This window comes from Streptomyces sp. NPDC002754, from assembly GCF_053592315.1.
In genome coordinates this window covers 67577-81279 of sequence record NZ_JBSFVM010000033.1, presented here as the reverse complement: position 1 = coordinate 81279, position 13703 = coordinate 67577, and the positions used below count along the sequence as shown (strand labels likewise).

The following is a 13703-nucleotide window of genomic DNA, read 5'->3' as shown; positions in this document are numbered from 1 at the left end:
CCCTGATCAGGATCGGCCGGTACGAGCCGACCAGCCAGGCCTGCTCGACCTGCGGCACCAAGGACGGGCCCAAGCCCCTCGACGTGCGGGAATGGACCTGCCCTGCCTGCGGCGCGGTCCACGACCGGGATGTCAACGCCGCGATCAACGTGAAGAAGGCCGCCGGACTGTGCGGTGACAGCCTGCGGAGCGTAGGTAAGACCGGGACACCACGTCCGGCACCACGTGCAGAAACAGGAAGCCAAGGATTCCCGCCCGAACCCTGTGCCGCGTAGCTGCACAGCAACGGAAGCGGAAGGCCAGAATCCCCGCCCTTCAGGGCGGGGATGCAAGTCAAGAACTCTCCACGCTCATCGGCCAGGGCGGCATGGGCCAGGTCTGGACGGCGTACGACCAGCGCCTCGACCGCCGCGTCGCCGTGAAGCTCGTACGCCCCGACCGGGTCGCCGGCGCCGAGGCCGACGAGCTGCGCCGCCGCTTCCTGCGCGAATGCCGGGTCACGGCCCAGGTCGACCATCCCGGTCTCGTCACCGTGCACGACGCGGGCAGCGACGGCGACGAGCTGTACCTCGTCATGCAGTACATCGACGGCGCCGACCTCGCCGAGCACAGCCCCTTCCCCTGGCCCTGGGCGGTCGCCGTCGCCGCGCAACTGTGCGCCGTGCTCTCCGCCGTGCACGCGGTGCCGATCGTGCACCGCGACCTCAAGCCACGGAACGTCATGGTCAAACAGGACGGCACACTCACCGTGCTCGCCCTCGAAGTACGGCGCCGCATCGGCCAGTTGCTGCTCTCCGTGGGCGACAGAGGCGCCGCCCACGAGACGCTGACCCGACTGCTGCACGACGCCGAACGGCTGCACGGACCCGGCCACCCGTTCCCCGCGGAAGTGCGCCGCACATTGCAGTGGCTGGGCCAGGTACGCGGCTGATCCCGGGTACGTCCTGCCGACTCCGGTACCTCAACTCCTGGCGAATCGTTGTCGAATAGGTGGCCTAGCAAGCGGTCACTGCCTAACATCGATCAACGCCGGACTTTGTGCACCGAAGCACAAACTGCTCGCAGGGAGGCCCCACCTTGCACCGCCGCAACAGCCGCCGCACCGTAGTTGCTCTATCCGCCGCCATCGCCGCGGTCCCCGCCCTCACCGCCTGCGGCAGCGAAGCGCACCCCGGTGCCGCGGCCGTCGTCGGCGGCCAGCGGATCACCGTCTCGCAGCTGGAGAACCGGGTGAACGAGGTGCGGGACGCACAACAGACCGCCACCAAGGACTCCGCCCAGTACGAACAGGCCATCGCCAAGACCGGCGGCCTCACCCGCAACACACTGCACACGATGGTCCTCGACCGCGTCCTGCACCGCGCCGCCACCGACGCGGACATCTCCGTCACCCGCAAGGAGATGCAGAGCATGCGCTCCGGCCTGGAGCAACAGGCGGGCGGCTCCGAGCAGTTGGAGGTCGCCTGGCTGCAGCAGTACAACGTCCCGCCGAAGCGGCTCACCGAGAGCCTGCGCACGGAGATCGAGGCGCAGAAGCTGTCGACCGCGCTCGGCGCCGACATGCAGACCCCCCAGGGCAAGGCCGTCTTCTGGAAGGCACTCACCAGCGCCTCCAAGGAGCTGAACGTCGACCTCAACCCCCGCTACGGGACCTGGGACGTCACCAAGAACAGCCGGGTCGACGCCAAGACACCCTGGCTGCGACAGATCACCAAGGAAGCCCCGGCCCAGCAGCAGACCGCGTAGACCCGGGGGAGGCGGGGTTGTCAGTGGCCTGCGTTACGTTCGAGGGGTGAACGAACCCGAGGCGCACGACCACCACGCCCCCGCCGCCGCAGGCGACACCGCCGGCCGCGTCGTCCTGCTCACCACCAGCCACCGGGTCGCCCCCGGGCTCCTCTCCTGGCAGGCCTGGCAGACGCTGCGCACGGCCGACGAGGTGCTGTGCGCCGACGCCGCGCACCCGCAGCTGCCGTACGTGAAGGACGCGGGCGTCCAGGTCACGATCGCCGCGCCCACCGCCCGCGAGCTCGTCGACCGCTGCGCCGACGGCGGGCGCACACTCGTCGTCCTCGCCACCGCCGAGGGCGACCGGCAGCTCACGGACGGCCTGGCGCGGCTCGCCGGCTCGGGCCGCGAACAGATGCCGAACCTCGAACTGCTCCCCGGTTCCTACGACCTGCCCGGCGCCCGCCTCCTCGACCTCGTCCAGGTCATGGACCGGATCCGCCGCGAATGCCCCTGGTCGAAGCAGCGCACCCACGAGGACCTCGCCAAGTACGCCATCGAGGAGGCCTACGAACTCGTCGAGGCCATCGAGACCAACGACCGCGACGAACTGCGCGAGGAACTCGGCGACGTACTCCTCCAGGTCGTCTTCCACGCCCGCATCGCCGAGGAGGCCTCGGCGGAGTCCGAGGAAGAGGCCCCCTTCTCCATCGACGACGTCGCGGGCGGCATCGTCGACAAGCTCATCCACCGCCACCCGCACGTCTTCGGCGACGAGAGCGCCGCGACCCCGGAGGAGGTCCGGGAGATCTGGCTCCGCAAGAAGGGCGAGTCCAAGCGCCGCGCCTCCGTCACGGACGGCGTCCCCCTCGGCCAGCCGTCCCTCGCCCTCGCCGCCAAACTCGCCTCCCGGGTACGCACGGCGAACCTGGACGTCCCGGTGCCCACGGGAGACGACATCGGCTACGAACTCCTCACCCTCGCCCTGCGCGCCGAGGCCGAAGGCGTCGACCCGGAGGCAGCACTCAGAGCCGCCGCCCGTGCCTACCGGGACGCGGTACGCACGACCGAGGGGCTCACCACCTCATAGGGCCGGTTACGGTCAGGTGGTGACCGAGAGCCCCACTCCCTCCAGCGCCCCCGAACTCTTCAGCTGGGAGTTCGCCGGCAACCCGTACCCCGCCTACGCCTGGCTGCGCGAGCACGCCCCCGTGCACCGCACCACGCTGCCGAGCGGCGTCGAGGCCTGGCTGGTCACCCGGTACGCGGACGCCCGCCAGGCGCTCGCCGACCCACGGCTCAGCAAGAACGCGGACCACCACGACGAGCCGAGCCACGCCAAGGGCAAGACGGGTATCCCCGGTGAACGCAAGGCCGAGCTGACCACCCACCTCCTCAACATCGACCCGCCGGACCACACCCGCCTGCGCCGCCTCGTCTCGAAGGCGTTCACCCCACGCCGCGTCGCCGAATTCGCGCCACGCGTCCAGCAGTTGACGGACGACCTCATCGACGCCTTCGCGGCGAACGGCGAAGCCGACCTCATCCACGACTTCGCCTTCCCCCTCCCCATCTACGCCATCTGCGACCTCCTCGGCGTCCCCCGCGAGGACCAGGACGACTTCCGCGAATGGGCGGGCATGATGATCCGCCACGGCGGCGGCCCCCGCGGCGGAGTGGGCCGCGCGGTGAAGCGGATCCGCGCGTACCTGGTCGACCTGATCCACCGCAAACGCGGCGACCTGACGGACGACCTGATCTCCGACCTGATCCGCGCCTCCGACCACGGCGAACACCTCACGGAGAACGAGGTGGCGGCCATGTGTTTCGTGCTGCTCTTCGCCGGGTTCGAGACGACCGTCAACCTGATCGGCAACGGCACGTACGCCCTGCTCACGCATCCCGAGCAGAGGGGGCTTCTGCAGAGGTCGATCGCGGCAGGGGAGACGGGCCTGCTGGAGACGGGGATCGAGGAACTCCTGCGCTTCGACGGGCCGGTGGAGATGGCCACGTGGCGGTTCGCCAGGGCGTCGCTGACCATCGGCGGCGTGGAGATCGGTGCGGGCGACCCGGTTCTCGTCGTGCTCGCCGCCGCCGACCGCGACCCGGCGCGCTTCACCGAGCCCGACACCCTCGACCTCTCCCGCCGCGACAACCAGCACCTCGGGTACGGACACGGCATCCACTACTGCCTCGGCGCCCCGCTCGCGCGCCTGGAGGGACAGGCCGCCCTCGGCACGCTCCTGACGCGCCTCCCGGACCTGCGACTTGCGGTGGAACCTGACGATTTGCGGTGGCGTGGCGGGCTCATCATGCGTGGACTGCGCACGCTCCCGGTGGAGTTCACGACGCGTCAGAACCCCGCCGGAACTGACGGGCCGTCAGCAATGTGACATTCACGTGATCTTCGCTGCATCGACTTGTGACAGGCGTTCGAGTGCAGCTACGTTCACGGATCATCGCGACACATGCACAACCCGCACCACTTGCACCACCCGTCGCGCGTAGCAGCATCAGTCTCGCGAAAGGCAACCGCATGCTCTCCGGGAACGGTCGACACCGTCGCCCCCGCCAGGCCCCTGCTCTCGTCGTCGCCGCCGGAGTCGCCGGCAGCGCCATCGCGATCCCGCTGTTCGCCGCGAGCGGCGCGAGCGCCGCGACCACGCAGGCGTGGGACAAGCTCGCCGAGTGCGAGAGCGGTGGGCAGTGGAGCCTGGATGCCGGTAACGGCTACTACGGCGGCCTCCAGTTCACGCAGGAGAGATGGGAGCAGTACGGGGGGCTCGACTACGCCCCGCGTGCCGACCAGGCCAGCCGCTCGCAGCAGATAGCCGTCGCCGAGAAGGTTCTTGACGCCAAGGGTGTGAGTGCCTGGCCGATGTGCTCGCTCACCGCGGACCTCACCAAGGGCGACGACTCGGCGGAGGTCGATCCGGGCGTCTCCGCGTCGCCGCAGCCGTCCGAGTCGGCATCCGATTCCGCGTCCGAGCCGTCGGACACCGATGCCGACAACAAGTCGGACGACGACGCCGACAAGGCGGGCTCCACCGATTCAGCCGATTCGGGAGACAAGGGTCACGACGGCGGTGAGGGTTCCGACGCGTCGGACGAGCCGTCGGCCGACCCCTCGCGCGATACCTCCGGTAGCAGCGCCGAGGGCTCCCCGTCCCCCTCAAGTGACAAGTCCCACGCACCTTCTGACGGCGACGACACGGCCTCCTCCTCCTCCGAAACGGCCTCGCCGTCCGCCTCCCCCTCCGGTGACGGTGACGGTGCCGCGTCGGACGACGCCACGGCGGGCCGCCACCGCGGAGACCGTGCCGGTGACGACGGTTCCGACTCCCGTACGGGAGAGGGGCGTCACGCCTCGCGTGACGAGAAGCGCGGCGACGACACGTACGAGGTGCACGCCGGCGACAACCTCTGGGACATCGCGAAGGCTCAGGACGTGCACGGCGGATGGGACGCGCTCTACGAGCGGAACAAGGAGACGGTAGGTACCGACCCAGACCTCATCCTTCCTGGTCAGAGCCTGGATCTTGGGGACGGATCGGGCAAAAGGTAGCGGGAGTTCGGGCCGTTTGAGGGGGCTTTGTCCGATGTCGATCGAGTGAGACATGGGTCTCAAAGCCCCTGATCGACTTTGAAATCGGACGGATCGACCGCTTACGTTCGTGACCGCTCGCTTCAGCGGGCCCCGATGGACGTCACGCCGAATCCTGCCAACGTCCGTACGGGAACAGTCGACGCGTAAGCGCCGTAGGCAGGAGCGGGGGACCCAGGTAAGCCGCCCTTCCGGGAGACCGGACGGGCTTGGGGTTAAGCAGCGCACAAGGATGCGTCTGCCGGACACTCACTGGTCCGAACCCGACAGCTCACCTCGCAGGCGTCGGTGAGGAGATATCTCCATGCTGTTTTCCGGCAACAACAAGCACCGCCGCCCCTCCAAGGCCGTTCGCGTCGCCACGCTCGGCGGAGTCGCCGCTGCCGCCGTCGCCGTGCCGCTGATGGGTGCCGGTTCGGCCTCCGCCGCGACCACGTCCGAGTGGGACCAGGTCGCGCAGTGCGAGTCCGGCGGCAACTGGTCCACCAACACCGGCAACGGTTTCTACGGTGGCCTGCAGTTCTCGTCCTCCACCTGGTCCGCCTACGGCGGCTCGCAGTACGCCTCCACCGCCGACCAGGCCTCCAAGGCGCAGCAGATAGCCGTCGGCGAGAAGGTTCTCGCCTCGCAGGGCAACGGTGCCTGGCCGAACTGCGGCTCGGGCCTGTCCTCCACCCCGAACGAGGGTGGCGCGGACGACTCGTCCTCGCAGCAGCAGGACACCCAGAGCACGCAGCAGCGTGCCGACCGCTCCGAGCAGCGCGAGCAGCCGAAGCAGGAGGCCCCGAAGCAGGCGGCCCCCAAGCAGGAGGCCCCGAAGCAGGCGGCTCCGAAGCAGGACACCGTCACCACCCCGACCGGTAACAAGGTCGAGAAGGGTGACGGCGAGTACAAGGTGAAGACCGGCGACACCCTCAGCAAGATCGCCGAGGCGCACGACTCGAACTGGCAGAAGCTGTTCGAGAAGAACAAGGACATCGTCAAGGACGCGGACCTGATCTACCCGGGTCAGCAGCTGCACCTCAGCTAAGACCGTCCGGCCCCGCGCAGGGGCCACCAGGCCCGCACAGGGCCACCAGGTACGGGCTCGGCATCGGCGGACGCCGAGCCCCGCCGCACCCCGTCCCCACGGGCCGCTCACTTCGGCGACCTCCCTCCCGGCGCAGCCGGGAGGGAGGTCGCTGTTTTTGTTCCGTTAAGGAACATTTCGCTAACGGCGTTGTCCACAAGACGGGCGTTCGGATGGCCGATGCCCTCGGGCCGGTTACGCTCGGGGATGCGGGACCCGTTGTCCGACGGTGCCCGCAAAGCTTCGTCACATCCCAGAAGGAGATGCTCGTGCCGTCCATCGACGTCGTCGTAGCCCGGGAAATCCTGGACTCCCGAGGCAATCCCACGGTCGAGGTCGAGGTCGGCCTCGACGACGGGAGCACCGGCCGTGCGGCCGTCCCGTCGGGTGCCTCCACCGGTGCCTTCGAGGCCATCGAACTCCGCGACGGTGACCCCAACCGTTACCAGGGCAAGGGCGTCGAGAAGGCCGTCCTCGCCGTCATCGAGCAGATCGGCCCGGAGCTCGTCGGCTACGACGCCACCGAGCAGCGCCTGATCGACCAGGCGATGTTCGACCTGGACGCCACCGACAACAAGGGCTCGCTCGGCGCCAACGCCATCCTCGGCGTCTCCCTCGCCGTCGCGCACGCCGCGTCCGAGGCGTCGGACCTGCCGCTCTTCCGCTACCTGGGCGGCCCGAACGCGCACCTTCTCCCGGTGCCGATGATGAACATCCTGAACGGTGGATCCCACGCGGACTCCAACGTCGACATCCAGGAGTTCATGATCGCCCCGATCGGCGCGGAGTCCTTCTCCGAGGCCCTGCGCTGGGGCGCCGAGGTCTACCACACGCTGAAGAAGGTCCTGAAGAGCAAGGGCCTGGCCACGGGCCTGGGCGACGAGGGCGGCTTCGCCCCGAACCTGGGCTCGAACCGTGAGGCCCTCGACCTGATCCTCGAGGCCATCAAGGAGGCCGGCTACGTTCCCGGCCAGCAGATCGCCCTCGCGCTCGACGTCGCCGCCTCCGAGTTCTACAAGGACGGCAAGTACCAGTTCGAGGGCAAGGAGCGCTCCGCCGCCGAGATGACGGAGTACTACGAGGAGCTCGTCTCCGCGTACCCGCTCGTCTCCGTCGAGGACCCGCTGTTCGAGGACGACTGGGCCGGCTGGAACGTTCTCACCGAGAAGCTGGGTGACAAGGTCCAGATCGTCGGCGACGACCTCTTCGTCACCAACCCGGAGCGCCTGGCCCGCGGCATCGAGGAGAACTCGGCGAACGCTCTGCTCGTGAAGGTGAACCAGATCGGTTCGCTGACCGAGACCCTGGACGCCGTCGAGCTCGCCCAGCGCAACGGGTTCAAGTGCATGATGTCCCACCGCTCCGGCGAGACCGAGGACGTCACCATCGCCGACCTGGCCGTCGCCACCAACTGCGGCCAGATCAAGACCGGCGCCCCGGCCCGCTCCGAGCGTGTCGCCAAGTACAACCAGCTGCTGCGCATCGAGGAGATCCTGGACGACGCGGCGGTCTACGCCGGTCGCTCGGCCTTCCCGCGCTTCAAGGGCTGAACCCGGCCCCCGCGTGAGCCGGTAGTTCCGTACGTCCCCGCACTCGGTCCCGTACCGTGTGCGGGGACGTACGTACGTGAGCGGGGAGGCGGGAGCAGGCGATGCCCGGAAAGGTGCGGGACAGGGACTCCCGAGATCGCTTCTCGACGGCCACCCGCCTGCGCGTTCTGGGCGAGCAGACCGCCGAGCGCGTCTACCGCTCGCAGAGCAAGCGGCAGGCCCGCCGCTCCCGGCTCACGGGCCGCGCGGCCCTGCTGGCCCTCGTCCTGTGCACCCTCGTGGTCGCGCTGGCGTACCCGATAAGGCAGTACGTATCGCAGCGCGGCGAGATCGAGGACCTGCAGCGCCAGCAGCAGGAGGCCAAGCAGCGGGTCGACAAGCTGCGCGACCAGAAGGCCCGCTGGCAGGACGACGCGTTCGCCGAGCAGCGCATCCGGGAGCGCCTGCACATGGTGATGCCGGGCGAGACCGGCTACGTGGTGCCGAGCGAGCGCACCGCTGCCGCCGAGCGCGCCGAGCAGGGCGCGGAGGACCGCCCCTGGTACTCAAACGTCTGGGACGGCGTCGACAAGGCCGACCAGGCGGACAATTGACCATCTCTGTCGACAACTGACGATCACTGAAGGAAACACCCGAGCGATGGAAACGCCCCCGCCGCAGACCGAGCCCACCGCGCCCACGGACGCCGACATCCAGGCGTTCAAGGAGCAGCTGGGGCGCCCGCCGCGCGGCCTGCGCGCCATCGCGCACCGTTGCCCCTGCGGCAACCCGGACGTGGTTGAGACGGCGCCGCGTCTGGAGGACGGCACTCCGTTCCCGACGACGTACTACCTCACGTGTCCGCGTGCGGCGTCGGCGATCGGCACGCTCGAGGCCAATGGCGTGATGAAGGAGATGACGGAGCGCCTGGGGACGGACCCGGAGCTGGCGCGTCAGTACCGTGCGGCCCACGAGGACTACATCGCCCGCCGGGACGCCATCGAGGTCCTGGAGGGCTTTCCGAGCGCCGGTGGCATGCCGGACCGGGTGAAGTGCCTGCATGTCCTGGTGGGGCACTCGCTGGCTGCGGGGCCGGGTGTGAATCCGCTGGGCGACGAGGCCATCGCCATGCTCCCGGAGTGGTGGAAGAAGGGCCCCTGCGTCACCCCTGCCGACTGATCAATTCCCCACCCCGCCCCTTCCCGAAGGTCCTCAACCGCCGGACGGGCTCGAGTATCAAGTCCTGCCGGACGGGCCGCCTCAATCGCCGGCGGGGCTTGCCAATCAAGCCCCGCCGGCGATTGAGGCGCGGGGTCCGGGGCGGAGCCCCGGGGACGGGACGGGACGGGAAGGGGCGGCGGGGGCGATTTCACCGCATCACCATCACGACGACCTCAGGAGACCACCGCCATGACCAGGGTTGCCGCCATCGACTGCGGTACCAACAGCATCCGGCTGCTCGTCGCGGACGCGAATCCGGAAACCGGTGAACTCGTCGACCTCGACCGTCGGATGACGATCGTCCGGCTCGGCCAGGGCGTCGACAAGACGGGCCGGCTCGCGCCGGAGGCCCTGGAGCGGACGTTCGCGGCGTGCCGCGAGTACGCCGAGGTCATCAAGGAGCACGGCGCGGAGAAGCTCCGCTTCGTGGCGACCTCCGCCTCCCGCGACGCGGAGAACCGCGAGGACTTCGTGAGCGGTGTCCTCGACATCCTGGGCGTCGAGCCCGAGGTCATCACCGGTGACCAGGAGGCGACGTTCTCCTTCACGGGCGCGACGAAGGAACTCACCGGCAGGGCCGACCTGGACAAGCCGTACCTGGTCGTCGACATCGGCGGCGGCTCCACCGAGTTCGTCGTCGGCGACGACACCGTGGGCGCCGCCCGTTCCGTGGACATCGGCTGCGTACGGATGACGGAGCGCCACCTCGTCGACGAGTCCACCGGCCAGGCCACCGACCCGCCCACCCCGGCGCAGATCGAGGCGATCCGCCAGGACATCGGCGCGGCCCTCGACCTGGTGAACCAGACGGTGCCGCTGACCGCCGCCCGCACGCTGGTGGGCCTCGCGGGTTCGGTCACCACGGTGGCCGCGCTCGCCCTCGGGCTGAGCGAGTACGACTCGGCGGCGATCCACCACTCCCGGATCTCCTTCGACAAGGTCGCCGAGCTCACCGACTGGCTGCTGGCGTCCACGCACGACCAGCGCGCGCTGAAGCCGGTCATCCACCCCGGCCGGGTCGACGTCATCGCCTCCGGCGCGCTCGTACTGCGTCTGATCATGGAGTGGACCGGTGCGCGCGAGGTGGTCGTGAGCGAGCACGACATCCTCGACGGGATCGCCTGGTCCATCGCCTGAAACAGGCCCGGAAAAGGCCCCGAAAACCTCTCTCCTGAGCGCCCCGCACAGCGTCTGAGCGCCGCGCGGGGCGCTTCTGGCGCCACGCCACGACACCCTGTCGGGAAAGTTCGTGAACTTCTTCACAAGGAAATCGGCCCACTTGGAGGCTGTTACGCGATCGCGGGCCCGTTCGGGGGTTCACGGGAGCCCGTCAGCGGGGTGCGCGTGAGGTTGCCGCAGCGTTGCGGGTCGATTGCGGACCGAAGTGGTTCAGTACCGCCGAATGCTCACTATGGCTGCTCAAGAGGGGTGAGCAACGTCTGGGGCGGTGCGGTGGTTCCCCCGGAGTGTCATGACATGGGTCACGTGGGCGGCGCAGTGTAGCAGAGCCCCCCTACATGCTTGTGAAGGGGCGCACGAGCGACCCCCTCCAGTCGGGTGGATACTCGATGGCATGAGCACCACGGAGCGTCCCAGGATCCTCATTGTCGGGGGTGGGTACGTAGGCCTGTACGCGGCGCGGCGCATTCTCAAGAAGATGCGCTACGGCGAAGCGACCGTCACGGTCGTGGACCCGCGCTCGTACATGACGTACCAGCCCTTCCTCCCCGAGACCGCCGCCGGCAGCATCTCGCCGCGCAACGTCGTCGTCCCCATGCGACGCGCTGTGCCGGGCGCCGAGATTCTCACCGGCCGCGTCACCTCCATCGACCAGGACCGCAAGGTCGCCTCCGTCGCGCCGATCGTCGGCGAGGCGTACGAGGTTCCCTTCGACTACCTGGTGGTCGCGCTCGGCGCGGTCTCCCGCACCTTCCCGACGCCGGGCCTCGCAGAGGCCGGTATCGGTATGAAGGGTGTCGAGGAGGCCGTCGGCCTGCGCAACCACGTCCTCGAGCAGCTCGACAAGGCCGAGTCGACGACGGACGAGGAGATTCGCCGCAAGGCGCTCACCTTCGTCTTCGTCGGTGGCGGCTTCGCGGGCGCCGAGACCATCGGTGAGGTCGAGGACCTGGCGCGCGACGCGGCCAAGTTCTACAAGAACGTGAAGCGCGAGGACATGCGCTTCGTGCTCGTCGACGCCGCCGACAAGGTGCTGCCCGAGGTGGGCCCGGAGCTCGGCGTCTACGGCCGCAAGCACCTGGAGTCCCGCGGGATCGAGGTCTACCTCTCGACGACGATGCCGTCCTGCGTCGACGGTCACGTCGTCCTGAGCAACGGGCTCGAGGTCGACTCCAACACCATCGTGTGGACCGCCGGCGTCAAGCCGAACCCGGCTCTCGCCCGCTTCGGTCTGCCGCTCGGCCCGCGTGGTCACGTGGACACGCAGGCCAGCCTCCAGGTCGCCGGCAGCGACTACATCTGGGCCGCGGGCGACAACGCCCAGGTTCCGGACCTGGTCGGCCGTGCGAACGGCAACCCGAACGCCTGGTGCCCGCCGAACGCCCAGCACGCGATGCGCCAGGCCAAGGTCCTCGGCGACAACGTGGTCTCGGGCATGCGGGGCTTCCCGCAGGGCGACTACAAGCACGCCAACAAGGGTGCGGTGGCGGGCCTCGGCCTCCACAAGGGCGTCGCGATGATCGTCATGGGCAAGATGAAGATCAAGCTCAAGGGCCGTCTCGCCTGGTACATGCACCGTGGCTACCACGGCATGGCGATGCCGACGTACAACCGCAAGATCCGTGTGATCGCCGAGTGGACGATCAACATGTTCCAGAAGCGCGACATCACCGCGCTCGGCGCCCTGGAGACTCCGCGCGAGGAGTTCTACGAGGCCGCCAAGCCGGCGCCGAAGCCCGCGGCGGAGACGCCGAAGGCCGACGACAGCGCGGAGAAGAAGGTCGAGGAGAAGGCCAAGGCCTCCTGACCTGCAGTTGATTCACCCCGAAGGGGCCGCTCGCCATCCGTGGTGCGGGCGGCCCCTTCGGCGTTTCCGACCGATATGCGTGGTGGCTACAGGTATTTTGCCGTTCTGTGACTCGGTAACGGGACTGCGCAGGCGCCCCGCCGGTGTTTACGTGGTGTTGAACCGTTCCGGGATTTCCGAGAATCGTCTCGTCACGGAGGTGTCCGCCATGCAGAACGCCGCCCAGCGGCTGAAGAACATCGCCGAGAAGTTGTTCGGCGTCGAACTCCCGGTGCGCCTGCGCGCCTGGGACGGCTCGGAGGCAGGTCCTCCGGACGCCCCCGTGCTCATCGTCCGAAACCGTCGCGCGCTGCGCCGACTGCTCTGGAAACCGGGAGAACTGGGGCTCGCCAGGGCCTGGGTGGCCGGCGACCTGGACGTGGAGGGCGACCTGTACGCGGCCCTCGACCAGATGGCAGGGCTCATCTGGGAGCGGGACCCCGACGCGGACGAGGAGGAGTCGAAGAGCCTCGCCAAGGCCCTCAAGGACCCCGAGGTGCGCGCCGCGGCCAAGGAGTTGGTGAAGCTCGCCGGTGCCCCGCTGCCGCCCGCACCGCCGCCCGAGGAGATGCGCAGGGGTGGCCGTCTCCACCTGCACACCAAGGGCAGCGACAAGCAGGCCATCAGCCACCACTACGACGTCGGCAACGACTTCTACGAGCTGGTCCTCGGCCCGTCGATGGTCTACTCGTGCGCCTACTGGGAGTCGCCCGAGGCGGGTCTCGAATCGGCCCAGCGCGACAAGTTGGAGCTGATCTCCCGCAAGCTGGACCTGAAGCCCGGCATGCGGCTGCTCGACGTGGGCTGCGGCTGGGGCTCCATGGCGATCCACGCCGCGCGTGAGCACGGCGTGAGCGTCGTCGGCGTGACGCTCTCCCAGGAGCAGGCCGCGTACGCCAGGAAGCGGGTCGCCGACGAGGGTCTGACCGACCGCGTCGAGATCCGTGTCCAGGACTACCGCGACGTGCGCGACGGCCCGTACGACGCGATCTCGTCCATCGGCATGGCCGAGCACGTGGGCGCAGAGCGGTACCTGGAGTACGCGTCCGATCTGTACGCCCTCCTCAAGCCCGGTGCCCGGCTGCTCAACCACCAGATCGCGCGGCGGCCCCAGCGGGACGAATCGGCGTACGAGGTCGACGAGTTCATCGACGCGTACGTCTTCCCGGACGGGGAGCTAGCGCCGGTCGGCTCCACGGCGGGACAGCTCGAGCGGGCCGGTTTCGAGGTGCGCGACGTCGAGGCGATCCGCGAGCACTACGCGCTCACGCTGCGCCAGTGGGTCAGGAACCTGGAGGCCGGCTGGGCCGAGGCCCTGAAGATGGTCAGTCCCGGCCGGGCCAGGGTCTGGCGGCTCTACATGGCCGCGTCCGCGATCAGCTTCGAACGCAACCGCATCGGGGTCAACCAGGTCCTCGCGGTGAAGACACCGGAGAGCGGGACGTCCGGGATGCCGCTGCGGGCGCGCACCTGGAACATCGTCAGCTAGCGCGTCCAGCAAGCGAGTCGGGGCGCATCCGCGACTGC

12 protein-coding genes, 1 pseudogene and 1 riboswitch are annotated in these 13703 nt (G+C 69.3%); all 13 genes and pseudogenes read left to right on the top strand.

Annotation, left to right across the window (positions count from 1 at the left end; translation table 11 throughout):
- Positions 1–275: zinc ribbon domain-containing protein (locus ACWD2L_RS35835; protein WP_351345361.1), on the top strand; the 275-nt coding region annotated here is incomplete at its 5' end.
- A gap of 29 nt (positions 276–304) precedes the next feature.
- Positions 305–889, top strand: a pseudogene (locus tag ACWD2L_RS35830) (serine/threonine-protein kinase); the annotation flags it as partial.
- 188 nt (positions 890–1077) lie between these two features.
- A complete protein-coding gene (locus tag ACWD2L_RS35825; protein ID WP_351345358.1) occupies positions 1078–1746 on the top strand; it encodes a SurA N-terminal domain-containing protein in 669 nt (222 codons plus the stop codon).
- Between the two features lie 46 nt (positions 1747–1792).
- Positions 1793–2818 (top strand): nucleoside triphosphate pyrophosphohydrolase, encoded by a 1026-nt coding sequence (locus ACWD2L_RS35820; RefSeq protein WP_351345355.1) that lies wholly within the window; start codon positions 1793–1795, stop codon positions 2816–2818.
- A gap of 19 nt (positions 2819–2837) precedes the next feature.
- Positions 2838–4121, top strand: a complete 1284-nt coding sequence (locus ACWD2L_RS35815; RefSeq protein ID WP_351345352.1) for a cytochrome P450 family protein — start codon at positions 2838–2840, stop codon at positions 4119–4121.
- A 143-nt stretch (positions 4122–4264) separates the two neighbouring features.
- Positions 4265–5293, top strand: a complete 1029-nt coding sequence (locus tag ACWD2L_RS35810) for a transglycosylase family protein (RefSeq protein ID WP_351345349.1) — start codon at positions 4265–4267, stop codon at positions 5291–5293.
- Positions 5294–5473: 180 nt separating this feature from the next.
- Positions 5474–5632, top strand: a riboswitch (cyclic di-AMP (ydaO/yuaA leader).
- 4 nt (positions 5633–5636) lie between these two features.
- On the top strand, positions 5637–6362 hold the full coding sequence (locus ACWD2L_RS35805) for a transglycosylase family protein (protein ID WP_351345346.1): 726 nt from the start codon (positions 5637–5639) through the stop codon (positions 6360–6362).
- A gap of 308 nt (positions 6363–6670) precedes the next feature.
- A complete protein-coding gene (eno, locus tag ACWD2L_RS35800) occupies positions 6671–7951 on the top strand; it encodes a phosphopyruvate hydratase (RefSeq protein WP_351345343.1) in 1281 nt (426 codons plus the stop codon).
- Positions 7952–8052: 101 nt separating this feature from the next.
- Positions 8053–8544, top strand: a complete 492-nt coding sequence (locus tag ACWD2L_RS35795; RefSeq protein WP_351345340.1) for an FtsB family cell division protein — start codon at positions 8053–8055, stop codon at positions 8542–8544.
- Positions 8545–8590: 46 nt separating this feature from the next.
- A complete protein-coding gene (locus ACWD2L_RS35790; RefSeq protein ID WP_351345337.1) occupies positions 8591–9109 on the top strand; it encodes a DUF501 domain-containing protein in 519 nt (172 codons plus the stop codon).
- A gap of 231 nt (positions 9110–9340) precedes the next feature.
- Entirely contained in the window at positions 9341–10288 is a 948-nt protein-coding gene (locus tag ACWD2L_RS35785; RefSeq protein ID WP_351338820.1) for a Ppx/GppA phosphatase family protein, read from the top strand.
- A gap of 436 nt (positions 10289–10724) precedes the next feature.
- Complete coding sequence (locus ACWD2L_RS35780) at positions 10725–12137, top strand: NAD(P)/FAD-dependent oxidoreductase (protein WP_351338822.1); 1413 nt, start codon at positions 10725–10727, stop codon at positions 12135–12137.
- A 208-nt stretch (positions 12138–12345) separates the two neighbouring features.
- Complete coding sequence (locus ACWD2L_RS35775; RefSeq protein WP_351338825.1) at positions 12346–13665, top strand: cyclopropane-fatty-acyl-phospholipid synthase family protein; 1320 nt, start codon at positions 12346–12348, stop codon at positions 13663–13665.
- Positions 13666–13703 lie beyond the last annotated feature (38 nt).